The sequence below is a fragment of the Paenibacillus sp. 102 genome, assembly GCF_039549175.1.
Lineage (GTDB): Bacteria > Bacillota > Bacilli > Bacillales > Bacillaceae_G > Bacillus_A.
This window is the reverse complement of the sequence record NZ_JBCGHT010000021.1, coordinates 39,510-59,215: the sequence shown is the minus strand read 5'-3', so window position 1 is coordinate 59,215 and position 19,706 is coordinate 39,510. Positions and strand designations below refer to the sequence as shown.

Genomic DNA, 19,706 nt, shown 5'->3' with positions numbered 1-19,706 from the left:
ATGATCAGGTTGATAGGTTCGAGGTGGAAGCATGGTGACATGTGGAGCTGACGAATACTAATAGATCGAGGACTTAACCATATAATATGTAGCAAATGTTATCTAGTTTTGAAGGAATATACCTTCAATAGTTTGGTGATGATGGCAGAGAGGTCACACCCGTTCCCATACCGAACACGGAAGTTAAGCTCTCTAGCGCCGATGGTAGTTGGGACCTTGTCCCTGTGAGAGTAGGACGTCGCCAAGCAATTTTAAGACGAGTCATTTTGACTCGTCTTTTTTGTATACTAAAAAATAGTTCCTGTTTTATCAATTTCTTCGATATATATATCTTTTGATAAACAAAGGACTTTGTCATTCCCCACTAATGATTCGCCCTCAGCAATCAGATTTTTATGGACTGCTCGTAAATAGCGGGATAAAAGCCTTTTACCTTTTGAGTAATTGCAATCGCAGCATTTTTTAAACAGATCTAAATAATAAATTGAGTGATTAAAGAAGAAAAATTTTGGTTAGGATAGTGAAGAAGCAAAAGAGTTGCAAATTTCTTTAATACGTATATAATTAAAGTCAAAGATAGTCAAAGTCAATAAAGGTGGCGGATAAATGAGAAATATATCTGATATCATTGAGCAATATCTAAAGCAAGTTATTGACTTAAGCAATAATAATGTGATTGAGATTAAGAGAAATGAGATTGCGGATCAATTTGATTGTGTGCCGTCTCAAATTAATTATGTAATCAATACTCGTTTTACGTTAGAAAGAGGATTTGTAGTTGAAAGTAAACGAGGCGGAGGAGGTTACATTCGCATTATCAAAGTCAAATTGCATGACGATATAGACATTATTGATCAAATGCTTCATATGATTGAGCATAGTATTGCGCAAGGAAATGCGGAAAGTATTATTATACGATTAGTGGAAGAAGATATTGTGACAAATCGAGAAGCAAAACTTATGCTGAGCGTATTAGATCGATCTGTATTATTAATGGAGTTACCCTCCCGAGATGAACTTAGGGCTCGAATACTATGCGCAATGTTAAGAACACTGAAATATAAATAAATACAGCTTTTGTTAAGAAATGTTTTTAGCGGTAATTCATTTTATAGTGGGACTTTTTACAGGCAAGATTAAGTGGAAAAAATAATCTAGCGATGTATAAAAGGTATCATGAGGTAGATCGTTCCTGTTGTAAAGGTGGGATATAAGATGACTTGTCAAAATTGTAATATAAGGCCAGCAGCTTTACATTATACAAAAGTGATAAACGGACAAAAGACGGAAGTTCATTTTTGTGAGCAATGTGCAGAACAAAATGGCTATACGTCTTTCTTTCAATCACCACAATCTAGTTTTTCCTTTCATGATTTACTAGCTGGATTGCTACATGGAGAACCATCAACGTTTGAAAATCAAGGGGATAGCTTTTCGGATGCAAGGGTGTTACGATGTCCAACTTGTAATATGACATATAAGCAATTTGCAAAAGTGGGACGCTTTGGATGTGCTTCTTGTTATGAGACGTTTAAGGAACAACTAAAACCAATGTTGAAGCGGCTTCATGGTGGGCATACACAACATCGTGGAAAAATTCCGGGGCGTATGGAAGGAAATATTCATCTAAAGAAAGAATTAGATGAACTAAAACTAAAGTTAAAGCAATGTGTACAGAAAGAAGAATTTGAAAAAGCAGCCGAGGCGCGGGATCAAATTCGAAGTATTGAAAATCAGCTTAGTGAGCATAGAGAGGGGGAATAATTCTATGTCACTGGATCGTATTATGAATGAAGCAATTAGCCCGTGGATGAGGGGAGATGGCCCCAATTCTGATATTGTTTTAAGTAGTCGTATTCGTTTGGCTCGTAATTTAAAAGATTATCATTTCCCTGTTATGCAAACGGATGAAGAAGCTAAGCAGATTACTAATTTATTTCAAAAGAAGCTTGTAAATCAGAAAGTAAAATCCTTTGGGAATTTTGAACTATTAAAAATGAGTGAACTAAAGCCGCTTCAGCGAAGGGTTTTAGTAGAAAAACATTTAATTAGTCCTAATCTCGCCGGGTCAGAATTTGGTGCTTGTTTACTATCAGAAAACGAACATATAAGTGTAATGCTTAATGAAGAAGACCATGTGCGAATTCAATGTTTGTTCTCAGGATTGCAATTATCAGAAGCACTGCAAAGCGCAAATCAAATGGATACTTGGATTGAAGAAGCTGTTGAATATGCTTTTGATGAATCCCTTGGTTATATTACAAGTTGCCCTACAAATGTTGGAACGGGGTTACGCGCTTCTGTGATGATACATTTACCAGCGCTTGTTTTGACAAAACGGATAAATCGTATTATACAAGCAATTCAACAATTAGGTTTAGTTGTAAGAGGAATATACGGTGAAGGTAGCGAAGCCTTAGGTAATATATTTCAAGTTTCTAATCAAATGACATTAGGAAAACCAGAAGAAGATATTATAGCAGATTTAGAGAGTGTTGTTCATCAGCTTATACAACAAGAGAACGCAGCTCGAGAACTGATTAAGAAAAATTCAAGTATTGAACTTGAAGACCGAGTATATCGTTCTTATGGTGTACTGGCTAATAGCCGATTAATTCAATCAGCAGAGGCAGCTACTTGTCTGTCAGATATGCGGCTAGGCATTGATCTTAGTTATATAAAAAATATATCAAGAAATATTTTAACAGAGTTGATGGTATTAACTCAGCCAGGAATTTTACAGCAATACGCGGGTGGTCCTTTAAGCCCGGAAGAAAGGGATTATCGAAGAGCAACATTAATTCGTGAACGACTACGAATTGAACAAAATTGAGCGCAAGTAGGAGGCGATTTCTATGATGTTTGGAAGATTTACAGAACGAGCACAGAAAGTATTAGCTTTATCTCAAGAAGAGGCAATTCGCATTGGACATAATAATATTGGGACAGAACATATTTTACTTGGGCTTGTACGCGAAGGAGAAGGAATTGCAGCAAAGGCGTTAATTGCTCTTGGGTTAAGTCCAGAAAAAGTACAAAAAGAGGTAGAAGGATTAATTGGTCGTGGAACAGAAATGTCTCAAACGGTTCATTATACGCCACGTGCAAAAAAAGTAATTGAGTTATCAATGGATGAGGCTCGCAAGCTTGGTCATTCTTATGTCGGAACGGAACACATTTTACTAGGATTAATCCGTGAAGGAGAAGGTGTTGCGGCACGTGTTTTAAATAACTTAGGTGTAAGTTTAAATAAAGCAAGACAACAAGTATTACAGCTCCTTGGAAGCAATGAAGCTACATCCGGTCATCAAGGTGGTGCATCAGCAAATGCAAATACACCAACGCTTGATAGTTTAGCACGAGATTTAACAGTTGTTGCACGTGAAGGACGCTTAGATCCCGTTATTGGTCGTAGTAAAGAGATTCAACGTGTTATTGAAGTATTGAGCCGCAGAACTAAGAATAACCCAGTATTAATTGGAGAGCCTGGTGTAGGTAAAACAGCAATTGCTGAGGGCTTAGCACAGCAAATTGTAAATAATGAAGTTCCGGAAACGTTACGTGATAAGCGTGTTATGACGTTAGATATGGGTACAGTTGTTGCTGGTACAAAGTATCGTGGTGAATTTGAAGATCGCTTAAAGAAAGTGATGGATGAAATTCGACAAGCGGGTAATATTATTTTGTTTATCGATGAACTTCATACATTAATTGGTGCAGGTGGTGCAGAAGGGGCAATTGACGCATCTAATATTTTAAAACCATCGTTAGCACGTGGTGAATTGCAATGTATCGGGGCGACGACATTAGATGAGTATCGTAAATACATTGAAAAAGATGCAGCGCTAGAAAGACGTTTCCAACCAATTCATGTTGACGAACCAAGTTTAGAAGAGTCGATTCAAATTTTAAAAGGACTACGTGACCGTTACGAGGCACATCACCGCGTCTCCATTACAGATGATGCAATTGATGCATCTGTAAAACTTTCTGATCGTTATATTACAGATCGTTTCTTACCTGATAAAGCAATTGACTTAATCGATGAGGCAGCTTCAAAAGTACGCTTACGTTCTTATACAACACCACCCAACTTAAAAGAACTTGAAGTGAAGCTTGAAGAAATTCGAAAAGAAAAGGATGCAGCCGTACAGAGTCAAGAGTTTGAAAAGGCAGCTTCTTTACGAGATATGGAACAACGTTTACGTGAAAAGTTAGAAGATACAAAACGTCAATGGAAAGAACAACAAGGAAAAGAAAACTCAGAAGTAACAGTAGAAGATATTGCAAATGTTGTTTCTACGTGGACGCGTATTCCGGTTTCTAAACTTGCACAAACAGAAACAAATAAATTATTGAATCTAGAATCTATTTTACATGACCGTGTAATTGGCCAAGACGAGGCTGTTGTCGCGGTAGCGAAAGCAGTACGACGTGCACGAGCGGGGTTAAAAGATCCAAAGCGTCCAATTGGTTCATTTATCTTCTTAGGACCAACTGGTGTAGGTAAAACGGAATTAGCAAGAGCTTTGGCGGAATCCATGTTCGGTGATGAAGATGCAATGATTCGTATTGATATGTCTGAGTACATGGAGAAACATTCTACTTCGCGCTTAGTGGGTTCTCCTCCAGGATATGTTGGATATGAAGAAGGCGGTCAATTGACTGAAAAGGTTCGCCGTAAACCATATTCTGTCGTTCTATTAGATGAAGTAGAGAAGGCTCACCCAGATGTATTTAATATTTTACTGCAAGTATTAGAGGATGGACGCTTAACGGATTCTAAAGGACGTACAGTTGATTTCCGTAATACAATTGTGATTATGACATCTAACGTTGGTGCGGAAGCGCTAAAACGCAATAAACACCTTGGTTTTAACGTACAAGATGAGAGTCGTGATTATTCAGATATGAAGGGTAAAGTGATGGATGAATTGAAAAAAGCATTTCGTCCAGAATTCTTAAACCGTATTGATGAAATTATTGTGTTCCATATGCTTGAGAAAAAACATATTCAAGAGATTGTAACGCTTATGGTTAATCAACTTGTTAATCGATTAAAAGAACAAGAGATTGAATTAGAGCTAACAAGCAAAGCGATCGAAGCGATTGCTGATAAAGGATTTGATCGTGAGTATGGTGCTCGTCCACTCCGAAGAGCAATTCAAAAGCATGTGGAAGATCGATTATCAGAAGAACTTCTAAAAGGAGCGATTGAGAAAGGTCAAAAAGTTGTTTTTGATGCTGAAGGAGAATCATTTGTCATTCGCAGTGCAGAAAAGGTAAAATAAGTATAGACAAACGAAGAGGGCTAAATAATAGCCCTCTTTCTTGTACAAGAAGGATTATATGTTTACATATGAAAGTGAAGTGAAGTAAAAAACAAGATGGCTAAAAAGAAAACGAAGTTTATATGTCAAGAATGTGGTTATCAGTCACCTAAATATATGGGGAAGTGTCCTGGATGTGGACAATGGAATACCCTTGTTGAAGAAATGGAACAGGTTGTATCCTCGCGCCGTATCAACTATGCAAATGCGATTCAAACGGAAGTAACGAAGCCAAGACGTCTTACAGAAGTAGAGACAAAATCAGAAGCAAGGATTGAAACGAAATTTCAAGAATTTAATCGTGTGCTTGGTGGAGGAATTGTAGATGGTTCTCTCGTACTTATTGGAGGAGACCCTGGAATTGGGAAATCAACCTTATTACTGCAAATATCATCGCAATTAGCGGATTCTTCGTACGATGTATTGTATATATCTGGTGAAGAATCAGCAAAACAAATTAAACTTCGTGCAGATCGTCTACATGTAAATGGAAATAACTTATTTGTTGTTTCAGAAACAGATTTACAGAGAATTGCGGCACATATCGACGAAATGAACCCTTCCTTTGTTGTTATTGATTCCATTCAAACTATTTATTTACCAGAAGTAACCTCAGCGCCAGGAAGTGTTTCACAAGTACGTGAATGTACAGCCGAACTGATGAAACTTGCGAAAACGAAAGGAATTCCAATTTTTATCGTAGGACATGTAACGAAAGAAGGCGCAATTGCAGGGCCGCGTATGTTAGAACATATGGTGGATGCGGTTCTTTATTTTGAAGGAGACCGTCATCATACATATCGTATTTTGCGTGCAGTTAAAAATCGCTTTGGTTCCACAAATGAAATGGGTATATTTGAAATGAAAGAATTAGGTCTTGCGGAAGTATTAAATCCTTCTGAGATTTTTCTAGAAGAAAGACCTGTTGGAGTTGCAGGTTCTACAGTGGTTGCTTCTATGGAAGGGACAAGGCCGGTTTTAGTAGAAATACAAGCATTAATCTCTCCTACTAGTTTTGGAAACCCACGAAGGATGGCTACAGGGATTGATCATAATCGTGTATCGCTTATTATGGCAGTGCTAGAAAAAAGAGCAGGTTTATTATTGCAAAACCAAGATGCTTATTTAAAGGTTGCTGGAGGATTACGATTGGATGAACCAGCAATTGATTTGGCGGTTGCTTTAAGTATTGCATCGAGTTTTCGAGATAAGTCAACTGCACCAACGGATGCGGTAATAGGAGAAGTTGGGTTAACTGGAGAAGTAAGAAGGGTATCGAGAATTGAACAACGAGTACAAGAAGCGGCTAAATTAGGATTTCAGCGCGCCATCATCCCACGAAAAAATTTAGGGGGTTGGACAATTCCTGACGGGATTGAAGTAGTCGGTGTCTCTAATTTAGGAGAGGCGCTTCGTTTGACATTAGGAGGCTAGGCTATGGAAGAAAACAAGCAACGTGTTAAAAGTATGATTAATATTTTACAGCTTGTTGCGCCAGGGACACCTCTGCGAGAAGGAATAGATAATGTACTTCGTGCGCAAACAGGTGGCTTAATTGTCCTTGGATATAACGATCAGATTAAAAGCATTGTTGATGGAGGGTTTCATATTAATTGTGCGTTCTCCCCTGCTAGTTTATACGAACTAGCAAAAATGGATGGAGCTCTTATTTTAAATGAGACGGGAAGTAAAATTTTAATTGCAAATGCACAATTGGTTCCCGAGTCATCTATTGATTCCATTGAAACAGGAATGCGTCATCGGACAGCAGAACGCGTAGCGAAGCAAACGGGAAGTCTTGTTGTTGCTATTTCACAAAGGCGTAACGTAATTACGCTATATCAGGGAAGTTTACGTTATACACTAAAAGACATAGGTGTTATTTTGACAAAGGCAAATCAGGCGATTCAAACTTTAGAAAAATACAAGGCAGTATGGAATGATGGTATTACGAACTTGGGCATTCTAGAGTTTGAGGAAGTTGTTACGATGTCTGAAGTGGTCCATGTCTTGCATAGCGTCGAGATGGTCCTTCGTATTAAGAATGAAATCTTAAGTTATATTCATGAATTAGGAACAGAAGGTAGACTGATTCGTTTACAACTTACTGAGTTATTGGCAGATTTGGAAGCGGAGGCAGCATTATTAATTAAAGATTACTATCAGGAAAAGACACAGGATCACTATCAAATATTGAAAAAATTACAGGAACTTGCAAATGCGCAACTTTTAGAAGATAGTGATTTAGTGAAATTACTTGGTTACCCAGGGCAAATGAGTTTAGAGGAAAGTGTTACACCGAGAGGATATAGGATTACAAGTAAAATTTCTAGGGTACCACCTCTTATTATTGAAAACTTAATTAATCGATTTAAAACATTGCAAGGTGTTTGTCGTGCGAGTATTAACGAGTTAGATGATGTAGAAGGAATTGGGGAAGTTCGAGCGAAAAAAATACGAGAAGGTTTAAAACGAATCCAAGAGCATTTATATATGAGTAGACACAATTAAGAATATTACATTGATTTCATAATATAACGACACTAGCGCATTTTTGGTATATGATATGATATATTGGTAAATAAAACAATTTATGAAAAGACACGTCCGCTTTTGCATTCGGCGTTTTGATTAGCAAAACAATGGTTAATAATGAGTAGGAGGTGGTTGGATGTTAAAACGGATCGTACAGCTCTTCTTTTTAGTAATCGGGGGAGCATTAGGGATTTATTTAATCCCGAAAGTTATTAATGTATTGGACATTGGTGCAGTTCCTTTACTTGAAGGTTCATATGTTCGTGCAATTATTGGTGCAATTATTTTATTCTTAACAACATTTTGGCTCGTAGATTATATTGTTCAGCTTATTAAACATATTGAAGAGGCCCTTGTAAAGGCGCCTGTAACAGATGTTTTATTTGGTACGCTAGGGTTAATCTCGGGTCTTATTGTTGCATATTTAATTTTGATACCAATTCGTGAATTTACAATTCCAGTCATTAGCACTGTATTACAGATCTTCTTTACACTTTTACTTGGTTACTTAGGATTCCAAGTAGGATTTAAAAAGAGAAATGAATTGCTAGGGTTATTTACATTACCACAACGCGGAGGTAAAAAGAAAAATAATCATAGCGAAAATGAAGAGGCTGAAGCGGTAGCAGAAAAAAGCTCAGCTCATTGGAAAATTCTTGATACAAGTGTAATTATTGATGGACGTATTGCTGACATTTGTCAAACAAAGTTTCTAGAAGGAACAATTGTGATTCCGCAGTTTGTGTTAGAAGAGTTGCAACATATTGCTGATTCTTCGGATGCATTGAAGCGTAATCGAGGGCGTAGAGGGTTAGATATTTTAAACCGTATTCAAAAAGAAATGCCAATTCCAGTAGAGATTTATGAAGGCGATTTCGAAGACATTCAAGAAGTGGACAGCAAACTTGTGAAATTAGCGAAGATAACTGGTGGTACTGTTGTCACAAATGATTTTAATTTAAATAAGGTTTCTGAACTACAAGGAGTAACGGTTCTGAACATTAATGATTTAGCAAATGCGATTAAACCGGTTGTGCTCCCTGGTGAAGAATTAAGTGTTTATGTTGTTAAAGATGGAAAAGAACAAAATCAAGGTGTTGCTTATTTAGATGATGGTACGATGATTGTAGTAGAAGACGGTAGGGAATATGTTGGTTCACAACTTGATGTACTCGTTACGAGTGTACTACAAACATCTGCTGGTCGCATGATTTTTGCAAAGCGTAAGTCATTAGAAAAAGCATTATAAGTAGAGGATTATTAGCATGTATACATTAATTATTCCGGCTGCAGGTCAAGGGAAGCGAATGGGCGCTGGTAAAAACAAACTATTTTTGCTTATTAATGAAGTTCCTATTATTGTGCATACGTTACGCGCCTTTGAAAAAGATAAAGCATGTAAAAATATTATTATGGCAATTAATGAAGAAGAACGCACTTATTTTGAAGAGTTAATACAGAAGTATCGTATTCAGAAGGATGTGCAGTTTATTCAGGGTGGAGCTGAAAGACAAGATAGCGTGTATAATGCTGTTCAACATGTGAAGCATGTTGATTACGTTCTCGTACACGATGGAGCACGTCCGTTTGTAACGAATAAAATGATTCATGCTGTATTAACTACAGCGAAGCAGAAGGGTGCTTCTATTTGCGCAGTACCTGTTAAAGATACAGTGAAAAAAGTAGAACAGAATACGGTTGTTGAAACGGTTGAACGTTCTCAGTTGAGGGCGGTACAAACACCGCAAGGGTTTTCTGTTGCGCTTTTACTAGAAGCACACAGAAGTGCAAAACAAGGATGCTTCCTTGGTACCGATGATGCAAGCCTTGTAGAACGCATAGGAAAAGAAGTAGGCGTAGTAGAGGGTAGTTATTACAATATTAAAGTAACAACACCAGAAGATTTATTAATTGCTGAAAGTTTCCTACGTGTTCAGAAGGAACGATAGTGATGGTATAATGTTAAGGAAAGCTCGGTAATTACCGGGCTTTTCTTAATAGATTCATCGATATAAAATCATGAGTTTCGGTAGTTTAGCTTGAGGAGGATGTAAAATGTTTCGAATTGGACAAGGTTTTGATGTACACGAATTTGCAGAAGGTAGACCATTAATTATCGGTGGAATTAAGATTCCGCATGAAAAAGGTTTATTAGGTCACTCAGATGCAGATGTACTTTTACATACAATTGCTGATGCATGTTTAGGAGCGATTGCTGCAGGTGACATCGGAAAACATTTTCCAGATACAGATCCTGCCTTTAAGGATGTGGATTCAGCGGTATTATTACAAAAGGTTTGGGAATTTGTGCGTGAGCAAGGGTATGAGTTAGGTAATTTAGATTGTACAATCATTGCACAGAAGCCAAAAATGGCCCCGCATATTGAAAGTATGCGTAAGCGTATTAGTGAGTTGTTAGAAACTTCTATAGACAATATTAACGTAAAAGCGACAACCACTGAAAAATTAGGATTTACAGGAAGAGAAGAAGGAATTGCTTCTCAAGCAGTTGTATTATTACAGAAAAAATAGTTATTTTTGATTTGCAAGATGGATAATCATATTTTTTTGGTGTACAATTATAGAATGTGTTGACATTAAGAATGGAAGGTGTACCAATTATGGAAAAGCAAGTGAGAGTGCGCTATGCGCCAAGTCCAACAGGACACTTACATATCGGAAATGCGCGTACGGCATTATTTAATTATTTATTTGCTCGTCATCAAGATGGTAAGTTTATTATTCGTATTGAAGATACTGATGTAAAACGTAACGTTGCTGGTGGTGAAGAAAGCCAATTGAAATACTTGAAATGGCTCGGTATGGACTGGGATGAAGGTGTTGATGTTGGTGGTGAATATGGCCCATATCGCCAAACAGAACGTTTAGATATTTATAAAAAGTTATATGAAGATTTAGTAGAGCGTGGTTTAGCTTATAAGTGTTACATGACAGAGGAAGAATTAGAAGCAGAGCGCGAAGGACAAATCGCTCGTGGTGAAACACCTCGTTATGCAGGTAACCACCGTGATTTAACAGAAGAACAAGTGAAGCAATTTGAAGCGGAAGGACGTATTCCAAGTATTCGATTCCGCGTACCAGCTGACCGCGATTACACATTTAAAGATATCGTAAAAGATGAAGTTGCCTTCCACTCAAATGACTTTGGTGATTTTGTTATTGTGAAAAAAGATGGTATTCCAACTTATAACTTTGCGGTAGCAGTAGATGATCATTTAATGGAAATCACACACGTTCTTCGTGGTGATGATCATATTTCTAATACACCAAAGCAAATGATGATTTATGAGGCTTTCGGATGGGATATCCCGCAGTTTGGTCATATGACATTGATTGTAAATGAAAGTCGTAAAAAATTAAGTAAGCGCGATGAATCTATTATTCAATTTATTGAGCAATATAAAGAGCTTGGATATCTTCCAGAAGCGATCTTTAACTTTATCGCATTACTAGGTTGGTCACCAGTAGGAGAAGAAGAGATTTTCTCTAAAGAAGAGTTTATCGAAATGTTTGATGCAGCTCGTTTATCAAAATCACCTGCATTATTTGATTCTCAAAAACTTAAATGGATGAACAACCAATATATGAAAAAGCAAGATCTAGATGCTGTTGTTGCATTAAGTTTACCGCATTTAGTGAAAGCTGGTCGTGTAAATGAAAACGTAAGCGAGCAAGAACAAGCTTGGATTCGTGATGTGATTGCTTTATATCATGAACAAATGAGTTTTGGAGCTGAAATTGTAGAGCTTTCTGAAATGTTCTTTAAAGATCATGTAGACTATGAAGAAGAAGGACAAGAAGTATTGAAAGGTGAACAAGTACCTGAAGTACTTCGCGCATTTGCAACAGGATTAGAAGCGTTAGAGGAAGTAGAACCAGCGGCAATTAAGAAAGCAATTAAAGCTGTTCAAAAAGAAACGGGTCATAAGGGTAAAAACTTATTTATGCCAATTCGTGTTGCAACTACTGGCCAAACGCATGGTCCAGAACTTCCAAATGCAATTGCACTTCTTGGAAAAGAAAAAGTTTTAAATCGTATTCGTAAAGTAATTGGTTAACATTTAACGAATTTAGAAATATAATAAGAATACTTAAAAAACCTAATAAATGAAAGCGACGAGAAGGAGAAGTAGAAAATCAGGCTTTTTACAGAGAGAACCACCTTTTGGCTGGAAGTGGTTTATAAGCGGATTTTTGAAATGCCCCTTCGAGTCTTCTGCTGAACAAAGAAGAGTTTCGGGAAACGTCATAAGAACGCAAAGTAAGCAGAAGCGGTATAAACCGTTATCATGATGAGTTTGAGGCTGTATTTAAGCCTAAACAGAGTGGAACCGCGCTTATAAGGCGTCTCTGTCAATTTGACAGGGGCGTCTTTTTTTATACCATATAATAGGTAAAGGTATAAATTTTTGTACAGGTGGATAAAGACTAGGTAACAAGTAAGGGAGTTAACGATAAAGTGAAACTTTAATCAGTGGATGTTTTTCTTCATGCCTCACTAATTATGAGTTTTTACTAATCGGGCCTTTACGGATAGTCTATCTCCAACTTAACTTTTTGCTTTTGCTAAATGTTGAGGTGGAAGTATGATTGTCCGCGAATAGCGAGGTAAATCGGTTCACTCAGAAAAGTAGCCCATAAAGGGGAGGGGACATCGATGTTTAAGAGGCTTCGAGAAGATATTGAAGTCGTTTTTGAACAAGATCCAGCGGCACGAAGTTATTTCGAGGTCATTTTAACTTACTCTGGATTACACGCAGTTTGGGCACACCGAATTGCACATGCCTTTTATAAACGGGATTTTTTCTTTATCGCACGCCTAATTTCACAAGTTAGTCGTTTCTTTACCGGTATTGAGATTCATCCGGGAGCCACTATTGGTCGTCGTTTTTTTATTGATCATGGTATGGGGGTTGTTATTGGAGAGACGTGTGAGATTGGAGACAATGTAACAATTTATCAAGGAGTTACATTAGGTGGTACAGGGAAAGAAAAAGGAAAAAGGCATCCAACAATCCAAGATAACGTACTTATTGCGACTGGTGCAAAAGTACTCGGATCCATTACAGTTGGGGAGAATTCCAAAATTGGTGCAGGCTCTGTTGTATTGAAAGAAGTTCCTGCGCATTCGACAGTTGTAGGTATACCTGGTCGTGTCGTAATTCAAAATGGAGTAAAGATAGGTCAGGAATTGAATCATTCAGATCTGCCAGATCCAATTTTCGATAAATTAAAAGTGATGGAAGCTGAACTTGAGAAAGTAAAAAAGCAACTTGAAGTAAAAGTGGAAAGGAAGGATGAAAATGACTATTCACATTTATAATACGTTAACGCGTCAGAAAGAGGAGTTTGTTCCTTTAGAAGAAAATAAAGTGAAGATGTATGTATGTGGACCGACAGTATACAACTATATTCATATTGGGAATGCAAGACCACCTATGGTATTTGATACAGTACGTCGCTACCTAGAGTATAAAGGGTATGAAGTGCAGTATGTTTCCAATTTTACGGATGTAGACGATAAGTTAATTAAAGCGGCAAATGAATTAGGAGAAGATGTTCCAACGATTGCAGATCGCTTTGTTGAAGCGTACTTTGAAGATGTAACTGCACTAGGTTGCAAGCACGCTACAGTTCATCCTCGTGTAACGGAAAATATGGATATCATTATCGAGTTTATTCAGGAACTTGTGAATAAAGGATATGCATACGAATCTGAAGGTGATGTTTATTACAAAACAAAGGAATTTGAAGGTTATGGTAAATTATCACATCAGCCAATTGCAGACCTGCGCCATGGTGCACGTATTGAAGTTGGGGAAAAGAAACAAGATCCGCTTGATTTTGCCTTGTGGAAGGCAGCGAAAGAAGGAGAAATCTTTTGGGAGAGCCCTTGGGGAAAAGGTCGTCCAGGATGGCACATTGAATGCTCTGCAATGGCGCGCAAATATTTAGGTGATACAATTGATATTCATGCTGGTGGGCAAGATTTAGCATTTCCTCACCATGAAAATGAGATTGCTCAATCTGAAGCATTGACTGGAAAAACATTTGCACGTTACTGGATGCATAATGGATATATTAATATTAACAATGAAAAAATGTCTAAATCATTAGGGAACTTCATTTTAGTTCATGACATTATTAAGCAATATGATCCGCAGTTAATTCGTTTCTTTATGCTATCTGTACATTATCGTCACCCAATTAACTTTAGTGAAGAGTTATTACAGAGCACGAATAATGGGTTAGAGCGCATTAAAACAGCATACGGTAACTTAAAGCACCGTATGGAAAGTAGCACGGATTTAACAGACCATAATGAAAAATGGTTAGCTGAAATAGAAAAATTCCAGTTGGCATTTGAAGAAGCGATGAATGATGATTTTAATACAGCGAATGCGATAACTGAGTTGTATAATTTAGCAAACCACGCAAATCAATATCTACTGGAAGAGCATACATCAAAAGCTGTAATTGGCGCGTATGTAAAACAATTTGAAACGTTATTTGGTATCTTAGGATTAGAATTAACAAAAGAAGAATTGCTTGATGAAGAGATTGAGGCATTAATTCAAAAACGTATTGAGGCTCGTAAAAACCGCGACTTTGCATTGTCTGATCAAATTCGTGATGATTTAAAAGAGCGTAATATTATTTTAGAAGATACCGCTCAAGGTACAAGATGGAAAAGAGGATAAGCATGATTGATGCAAAGCAATTAAACAGCTTAGCGTTAGCATATATGGGTGATGCGGTATATGAACAATATATCCGCTATCACCTTCTTCAAAAGGGAACGGTTCGTCCTAACCAATTACATCGTTTAGGGACAAGCTTTGTTTCAGCGAAAGCGCAAGCGAAAGTTGTTTATTATTTACTAGAAACAGCGTTTTTGACAGAGGAAGAAGAAGCGGTATTAAGAAGAGGACGTAATGCAAATTCGGGTTCTGTTCCTAAAAATACGGATGTGCAAACATATCGCTATAGTACTGCCTTCGAGGCGTTGCTTGGTTATCATTATTTATTAAACAACCGTGGAAGATTAGAAGAACTTGTATATAAAGCAATTGATGTTTTAGAAGCGAAGGAAGGGGGCGCATCAATATGAGTAGTGAGTATATTATCGGACGTAACCCTGTAATTGAAGCGTTACGATCAGGGAGAGATATTAATAAAATTTGGATTGCAGAAGGTGCTGCTAAAGGACAAGTGCAAATTGTATTAGCGTTAGCGAAAGAGAATAAAATCATTTTGCAGCATGCACCAAAGAAAAAATTAGACCAACTTGTTGAAGGAAATCACCAAGGTGTAATTGCACAGGTAGCAGCCTATCAATATGCAGAATTAGAGGATTTATTTGAAGCAGCTGCTAAACGTAATGAAGATCCGTTCTTCTTAATTCTAGATGAAATTGAAGATCCTCATAATTTAGGTTCTATTATGCGTACGGCAGATGCAACAGGTGCTCATGGGATTATTATCCCGAAAAGAAGAGCTGTCGGTCTTACAGCATCAGTTGCAAAAGCTTCAACAGGAGCAATTGAATATATTCCTGTTGCTCGCGTGACAAACTTATCTCGAACAATTGATGATTTAAAAGAGCGCGGTCTTTGGATTGCGGGTACAGATGCAAGAGGGAAAACAGATTACCGTAATTTAGATGGTAATATGCCGATAGGATTAGTAATTGGTAGTGAAGGAAAAGGTATGAGCCGTATTATTGGTGAAAAATGTGATTTCTTAATTAACTTGCCGATGGTTGGTAAAGTTACATCCTTAAATGCTTCAGTAGCTGCAAGTCTGTTAATGTATGAGGTATATCGTAAACGTCACCAAATCGGTGAGTGAAAATGAATGATATCTTAATCGTTGATGGTTACAACATTATTGGGGCTTGGAGAGACTTGAAAAAGTTGAGGGATGTAGACTTACAGGCATCAAGGGAAGCGTTAATTGATAAGATGGCCGATTATCAAGGTTACACAGGAACAAGAGTAATGATTGTATTTGATGCTTATACAGTTCAAGGTATTGAAAAGAAAATGAAGCAATCGCGTGTTGAAGTTATTTTCACAAGGAAAAATCAAACCGCTGATGAAAAAATTGAACAGCTCGCGATTGAACTTCGTAACATTAATACGCAAATTTATGTTGCAACTTCTGATTATACGGAGCAGTGGGTTATTTTTGCACAAGGAGCGCTTAGGAAGTCAGCCCGTGAACTAGAAATAGAAGTACAGGCGATGGAACAACAAGTGCGCCATCAAACGCAAGAGGTAAAAGAGAAACAACCAGCTATGCGAACAATATTTAGTAAAGATATTGCAGAAAAATTGGAAAAATTAAGACGAGGAGAGCGTTGAAGCATTGACGCTCTTCACGCGCTTACTGTATAATATTTCTAAATAAATAGCGGTCGGAGGGATCAAAGTGGAAACAGGCTTCGTAAGTACCAACAACGTTACGTTTCGCGATTTAGAGGATGAGGCAATAGTTGAGTTAGTTCGAAAAGGTAATATTGATGCTCTTGAATATTTAATTCACAAGTACAAGAACTTTGTTCGCGCAAAATCAAGATCGTATTTTTTAGTAGGTGCCGATCGGGAAGATATTGTTCAAGAAGGTATGATTGGATTATTTAAAGCCATTCGTGATTATAAAGAGGACAAGCTATCTTCTTTTAAAGCATTTGCTGAGTTATGTATTACTCGTCAAATTATTACTGCTATTAAGACAGCAACGAGACAAAAACATATTCCTTTAAATTCGTATGTTTCTTTAGACAAACCGATTTACGATGAGGAATCTGATCGTACGCTATTAGATGTTATTTCAGAAGCGAAGGTGACTGATCCTGAAGAGATGATTATTAGTCAGGAAGAATATACCGACATAGAACTTAAAATATCTGAATTATTAAGCGATTTAGAAAGAAAAGTTCTTTCTTTATACTTAGATGGTCGTTCTTATCAAGAAATCTCAGAGCAGTTAAACAGGCATGTGAAGTCCATTGATAATGCCTTGCAGCGTGTAAAAAGAAAGCTTGAACGATATATGGAAATGAGAGAAAATACAACTTTAAACTCATAGTATATGTTGCAGGGGAGAAAAAGATTCTCCTGCTTTCTTTTTGTAAGGTAGTAAGCGGCATGTCATTGACATTGTCTTTTATTGTATGATACATTTTTAGGGACATAATGTTACAAGGCTGGTGTAACAAATGAGGAAAAAAGTTGTACTCTCATGTGAAGAGTGTAAGAACCGAAACTACTCCACAATGAAAGATACGAGCTCAGTAGAGCGACTTGAGATAAAGAAATTTTGTAAAACATGCAATATGCATACAGTTCATAAGGAAACAAAATAAATAATCGAAACAATACACTGGAGGTCCCGTAAATGCGTTTGACGAACTTTTTCGGCGATGTAGGTCGCGAAATGAAAAAAGTAAGTTGGCCTAAGAAAGATGAATTACTTCGTTCGACAGCTACCGTTATTGCGACGGTTGTGTTTTTTGCAGTTTTCTTTGCAGTAGTTGACATGGGTATTTCTTCTTTAATTCGGTTAATTCTTGGTTAATTCTTGAATAAGAAGCACTTATCCATGATATAATGTTATTTATACGAACTGTGTAAAAGCCCGATGAACGGGTTTTTTCATTTGCACAAAAAAATGTACGTCAGGGAGGGAAGGACGCTCGTCCTAAATGAATGGAAAAAAGTTGGTATGTTGTCCATACTTATTCTGGATATGAAAATAAAGTAAAAGCAAACCTAGAGAAACGTGTAGAATCAATGGGAATGCAAGATAAAATTTTCCGTGTTGTTGTTCCGGAAGAAGTAGAAGTAGAAATGAAAAACGGAAAAGAAAAATTAACAAAAAGAAAAGTATTCCCAGGTTATGTATTAGTTGAACTAATTATGACTGATGATTCTTGGTATGTTGTTCGTAATACACCGGGTGTAACAGGTTTTGTTGGATCTTCTGGATCAGGTTCAAAACCATCTCCTTTATTAGAAGAGGAAGTTGTTACCATTATGAAGCATATGGGAATGGACAATGAAGTGGTTGATTTTGACTTTGAACTTCATGAAACAGTACGTGTAAATGAAGGGCCATTCGCGAACTATACAGGCGCAATCGAAGAGATTGACATGGAAAAACAAAAGGTAAGAGTGCTTGTAGATATGTTTGGTCGTGAAACACCGGTCGAGCTGGATTTCCATCAAATTGAAAAATTATAAAATGAAACTTGAAATGAATTGTAAAAAGTGATAATATCTTTTAAGTCAGTACGTCTTCGGTAACGGAGACGTTTTTTGAAAAAGATTTTATCGTTACAGATAAAATATGAAGTGGGAGGGCAAATCACTGCCCAATTGACCACATCACGGACTTAAGGAGGTGTGTCTCGTGGCTAAAAAGGTAATTAAAATGGTAAAACTTCAAATTCCTGCAGGTAAAGCTAACCCAGCTCCACCAGTTGGTCCAGCATTAGGACAAGCGGGTGTTAACATCATGGGCTTCTGTAAAGAGTTCAACGCTCGTACAGCAGATCAAGCTGGTCTTATCATTCCTGTTGAAATTACGGTATTCGAAGACCGTTCATTCACTTTCATTACTAAAACTCCTCCTGCTGCTGTTCTTCTTAAGAAAGTAGCTGGTATTGAGTCTGGTTCTGGTGAACCAAACCGTAATAAAGTGGCAACTGTTAAGCGTGATAAAGTACGCGAAATCGCTGAAACAAAAATGCCTGACCTAAACGCTGCTAGCGTAGAAGCTGCAATGCGTATGGTTGAAGGTACTGCGCGCAGTATGGGTATCGTTATCGAAGACTAATTCGATTTGTTTTTTTGTAAAAAAGGTTGCGGGTCTGGAATTCCAATTCGCAACCTTTATTATCGTAAATGAGTATCGTTTTTAAATAAATGGATGGGCGCACATCCTCGGGGGTTTCCCGAAATGAAGGCGTAAACGTGGGAGGTTATTCCGCTAAAACCACATTCAAGGAGGAAATAAACATGGCTAAAAGAGGTAAAAAGTACGTAGAAGCTGCGAAGCTTGTTGATCGTGCAACTGCTTATTCTGCAACAGAAGCAGTAGAATTAGTAAAGAAAACAAACACAGCTAAATTTGATGCAACTGTAGAAGCTGCATTCCGTTTAGGTGTTGACCCTAAGAAAGCTGACCAACAAATTCGTGGTGCAGTTGTTCTTCCACACGGTACTGGTAAAGTACAACGTGTATTAGTGTTCGCTAAAGGCGAAAAAGCAAAAGAAGCTGAAGCTGCTGGCGCTGACTTCGTAGGCGATACTGATTACATCGGTAAAATCCAACAAGGTTGGTTCGATTTCGATGTAGTAGTAGCAACTCCTGACATGATGGGTGAAGTTGGTAAACTTGGTCGTGTATTAGGACCTAAAGGTTTAATGCCAAACCCTAAAACTGGAACAGTTACTTTCGATGTAACAAAAGCTGTTAACGAAATCAAAGCTGGTAAAGTTGAATACCGCGTTGATAAAGCTGGTAATATCCATGTTCCAATCGGTAAAGTATCTTTCGAAGATGCTAAACTAGTAGAAAACTTCAAAACAATTGCTGATACGCTATTAAAAGCTAAGCCAGCTGCTGCAAAAGGTACTTACATGAAGAATGCAACTGTTGCTTCTACAATGGGACCTGGCGTACGTGTAGACGTTTCTACAATCGCGTAAAAATTGGAAGTTGACTTCATAAAGAAGTTTTAATATAATCATTTATGTTGTGAATTTAAATAGTGTACCGTAGACAGTAGGCGCCAACTTGGCTTAATTTCCT

General features: G+C 37.5%; 21 protein-coding genes, 1 rRNA gene and 2 other annotated features (1 of these 24 only partly in view). All 22 genes read left to right on the top strand.

Annotated elements, in window-relative coordinates:
* Positions 1-131 precede the first annotated feature (131 nt).
* Positions 132-247, top strand: a 5S ribosomal RNA gene (gene rrf, locus AAIE21_RS25670).
* Between the two features lie 359 nt (positions 248-606).
* Positions 607-1,068, top strand: coding sequence for a CtsR family transcriptional regulator (locus AAIE21_RS25665; RefSeq protein ID WP_343269309.1), 462 nt, complete (start codon positions 607-609; stop codon positions 1,066-1,068).
* A 147-nt stretch (positions 1,069-1,215) separates the two neighbouring features.
* Positions 1,216-1,764, top strand: coding sequence for a protein-arginine kinase activator protein McsA (mcsA, locus tag AAIE21_RS25660; protein ID WP_343269308.1), 549 nt, complete (start codon positions 1,216-1,218; stop codon positions 1,762-1,764).
* Positions 1,765-1,768: 4 nt separating this feature from the next.
* Positions 1,769-2,833: a protein-arginine kinase McsB gene (gene mcsB, locus AAIE21_RS25655; protein ID WP_343269307.1), complete on the top strand. Its 1,065-nt coding sequence runs from the start codon at positions 1,769-1,771 to the stop codon at positions 2,831-2,833.
* Positions 2,834-2,855: 22 nt separating this feature from the next.
* The gene (gene clpC, locus AAIE21_RS25650) at positions 2,856-5,291 is read left to right on the top strand and encodes an ATP-dependent protease ATP-binding subunit ClpC (protein WP_343269306.1); all 2,436 of its coding nucleotides are present in this window, start codon (positions 2,856-2,858) and stop codon (positions 5,289-5,291) included.
* 96 nt (positions 5,292-5,387) lie between these two features.
* The gene (gene radA, locus AAIE21_RS25645; RefSeq protein WP_343269305.1) at positions 5,388-6,764 is read left to right on the top strand and encodes a DNA repair protein RadA; all 1,377 of its coding nucleotides are present in this window, start codon (positions 5,388-5,390) and stop codon (positions 6,762-6,764) included.
* 3 nt (positions 6,765-6,767) lie between these two features.
* Positions 6,768-7,841: a DNA integrity scanning diadenylate cyclase DisA gene (gene disA, locus AAIE21_RS25640; RefSeq protein WP_343269304.1), complete on the top strand. Its 1,074-nt coding sequence runs from the start codon at positions 6,768-6,770 to the stop codon at positions 7,839-7,841.
* Between the two features lie 160 nt (positions 7,842-8,001).
* On the top strand, positions 8,002-9,114 hold the full coding sequence (locus AAIE21_RS25635; RefSeq protein WP_343269303.1) for a PIN/TRAM domain-containing protein: 1,113 nt from the start codon (positions 8,002-8,004) through the stop codon (positions 9,112-9,114).
* A gap of 16 nt (positions 9,115-9,130) precedes the next feature.
* A complete protein-coding gene (gene ispD / locus AAIE21_RS25630) occupies positions 9,131-9,814 on the top strand; it encodes a 2-C-methyl-D-erythritol 4-phosphate cytidylyltransferase (protein WP_343269302.1) in 684 nt (227 codons plus the stop codon).
* 106 nt (positions 9,815-9,920) lie between these two features.
* Positions 9,921-10,397, top strand: coding sequence for a 2-C-methyl-D-erythritol 2,4-cyclodiphosphate synthase (gene ispF / locus AAIE21_RS25625; protein ID WP_343269301.1), 477 nt, complete (start codon positions 9,921-9,923; stop codon positions 10,395-10,397).
* A gap of 89 nt (positions 10,398-10,486) precedes the next feature.
* Positions 10,487-11,944: a glutamate--tRNA ligase gene (gltX, locus tag AAIE21_RS25620; RefSeq protein ID WP_343269300.1), complete on the top strand. Its 1,458-nt coding sequence runs from the start codon at positions 10,487-10,489 to the stop codon at positions 11,942-11,944.
* 49 nt (positions 11,945-11,993) lie between these two features.
* Positions 11,994-12,241 (top strand) — a binding site (T-box leader).
* 302 nt (positions 12,242-12,543) lie between these two features.
* Positions 12,544-13,209, top strand: coding sequence for a serine O-acetyltransferase (cysE, locus tag AAIE21_RS25615; protein ID WP_343269299.1), 666 nt, complete (start codon positions 12,544-12,546; stop codon positions 13,207-13,209).
* Positions 13,190-14,587 carry a cysteine--tRNA ligase gene (gene cysS / locus AAIE21_RS25610; RefSeq protein ID WP_343269298.1) on the top strand — a complete coding sequence of 466 codons (1,398 nt, stop codon included), beginning with the start codon at positions 13,190-13,192 and terminating at the stop codon, positions 14,585-14,587. The genes cysE and cysS overlap by 20 nt, the downstream gene beginning before the upstream one ends.
* A gap of 2 nt (positions 14,588-14,589) precedes the next feature.
* Positions 14,590-14,997 carry a Mini-ribonuclease 3 gene (locus AAIE21_RS25605; protein ID WP_343269297.1) on the top strand — a complete coding sequence of 136 codons (408 nt, stop codon included), beginning with the start codon at positions 14,590-14,592 and terminating at the stop codon, positions 14,995-14,997.
* The gene (rlmB, locus tag AAIE21_RS25600; RefSeq protein WP_026593154.1) at positions 14,994-15,737 is read left to right on the top strand and encodes a 23S rRNA (guanosine(2251)-2'-O)-methyltransferase RlmB; all 744 of its coding nucleotides are present in this window, start codon (positions 14,994-14,996) and stop codon (positions 15,735-15,737) included. The genes AAIE21_RS25605 and rlmB overlap by 4 nt, the downstream gene beginning before the upstream one ends.
* 2 nt (positions 15,738-15,739) lie before the next feature.
* Positions 15,740-16,252 (top strand): NYN domain-containing protein, encoded by a 513-nt coding sequence (locus AAIE21_RS25595; protein WP_343269296.1) that lies wholly within the window; start codon positions 15,740-15,742, stop codon positions 16,250-16,252.
* A 67-nt stretch (positions 16,253-16,319) separates the two neighbouring features.
* Positions 16,320-16,979 (top strand): RNA polymerase factor sigma-70, encoded by a 660-nt coding sequence (locus AAIE21_RS25590; RefSeq protein ID WP_003194323.1) that lies wholly within the window; start codon positions 16,320-16,322, stop codon positions 16,977-16,979.
* 130 nt (positions 16,980-17,109) lie between these two features.
* A complete protein-coding gene (gene rpmG, locus AAIE21_RS25585) occupies positions 17,110-17,256 on the top strand; it encodes a 50S ribosomal protein L33 (protein WP_002055487.1) in 147 nt (48 codons plus the stop codon).
* Positions 17,257-17,288: 32 nt separating this feature from the next.
* Positions 17,289-17,468 carry a preprotein translocase subunit SecE gene (gene secE / locus AAIE21_RS25580; RefSeq protein ID WP_003194325.1) on the top strand — a complete coding sequence of 60 codons (180 nt, stop codon included), beginning with the start codon at positions 17,289-17,291 and terminating at the stop codon, positions 17,466-17,468.
* A gap of 131 nt (positions 17,469-17,599) precedes the next feature.
* Positions 17,600-18,133, top strand: a complete 534-nt coding sequence (gene nusG / locus AAIE21_RS25575; RefSeq protein WP_000415795.1) for a transcription termination/antitermination protein NusG — start codon at positions 17,600-17,602, stop codon at positions 18,131-18,133.
* 169 nt (positions 18,134-18,302) lie between these two features.
* A complete protein-coding gene (gene rplK, locus AAIE21_RS25570) occupies positions 18,303-18,728 on the top strand; it encodes a 50S ribosomal protein L11 (protein ID WP_001085872.1) in 426 nt (141 codons plus the stop codon).
* A gap of 182 nt (positions 18,729-18,910) precedes the next feature.
* Positions 18,911-19,603 (top strand): 50S ribosomal protein L1, encoded by a 693-nt coding sequence (gene rplA, locus AAIE21_RS25565; protein WP_003205496.1) that lies wholly within the window; start codon positions 18,911-18,913, stop codon positions 19,601-19,603.
* A 49-nt stretch (positions 19,604-19,652) separates the two neighbouring features.
* Positions 19,653-19,706 (top strand) — a sequence feature (ribosomal protein L10 leader region) (it continues 90 nt past the right edge of the window).

Bases quoted from the DNA above. Each gene is read 5' to 3' on its own strand.
- AAIE21_RS25665 (WP_343269309.1), top strand. From the start codon at position 607: ATGAGAAATATATCTGATATCATTGAGCAATATCTAAAGCAAGTTATT.
- mcsA (WP_343269308.1), top strand. From the start codon at position 1,216: ATGACTTGTCAAAATTGTAATATAAGGCCAGCAGCTTTACATTATACA.
- mcsB (WP_343269307.1), top strand. From the start codon at position 1,769: ATGTCACTGGATCGTATTATGAATGAAGCAATTAGCCCGTGGATGAGG.
- clpC (WP_343269306.1), top strand. From the start codon at position 2,856: ATGATGTTTGGAAGATTTACAGAACGAGCACAGAAAGTATTAGCTTTA.
- radA (WP_343269305.1), top strand. From the start codon at position 5,388: ATGGCTAAAAAGAAAACGAAGTTTATATGTCAAGAATGTGGTTATCAG.
- disA (WP_343269304.1), top strand. From the start codon at position 6,768: ATGGAAGAAAACAAGCAACGTGTTAAAAGTATGATTAATATTTTACAG.
- AAIE21_RS25635 (WP_343269303.1), top strand. From the start codon at position 8,002: ATGTTAAAACGGATCGTACAGCTCTTCTTTTTAGTAATCGGGGGAGCA.
- ispD (WP_343269302.1), top strand. From the start codon at position 9,131: ATGTATACATTAATTATTCCGGCTGCAGGTCAAGGGAAGCGAATGGGC.
- ispF (WP_343269301.1), top strand. From the start codon at position 9,921: ATGTTTCGAATTGGACAAGGTTTTGATGTACACGAATTTGCAGAAGGT.
- gltX (WP_343269300.1), top strand. From the start codon at position 10,487: ATGGAAAAGCAAGTGAGAGTGCGCTATGCGCCAAGTCCAACAGGACAC.
- cysE (WP_343269299.1), top strand. From the start codon at position 12,544: ATGTTTAAGAGGCTTCGAGAAGATATTGAAGTCGTTTTTGAACAAGAT.
- cysS (WP_343269298.1), top strand. From the start codon at position 13,190: ATGACTATTCACATTTATAATACGTTAACGCGTCAGAAAGAGGAGTTT.
- AAIE21_RS25605 (WP_343269297.1), top strand. From the start codon at position 14,590: ATGATTGATGCAAAGCAATTAAACAGCTTAGCGTTAGCATATATGGGT.
- rlmB (WP_026593154.1), top strand. From the start codon at position 14,994: ATGAGTAGTGAGTATATTATCGGACGTAACCCTGTAATTGAAGCGTTA.
- AAIE21_RS25595 (WP_343269296.1), top strand. From the start codon at position 15,740: ATGAATGATATCTTAATCGTTGATGGTTACAACATTATTGGGGCTTGG.
- rpmG (WP_002055487.1), top strand. From the start codon at position 17,110: ATGAGGAAAAAAGTTGTACTCTCATGTGAAGAGTGTAAGAACCGAAAC.
- secE (WP_003194325.1), top strand. From the start codon at position 17,289: ATGCGTTTGACGAACTTTTTCGGCGATGTAGGTCGCGAAATGAAAAAA.
- nusG (WP_000415795.1), top strand. From the start codon at position 17,600: ATGGAAAAAAGTTGGTATGTTGTCCATACTTATTCTGGATATGAAAAT.
- rplA (WP_003205496.1), top strand. From the start codon at position 18,911: ATGGCTAAAAGAGGTAAAAAGTACGTAGAAGCTGCGAAGCTTGTTGAT.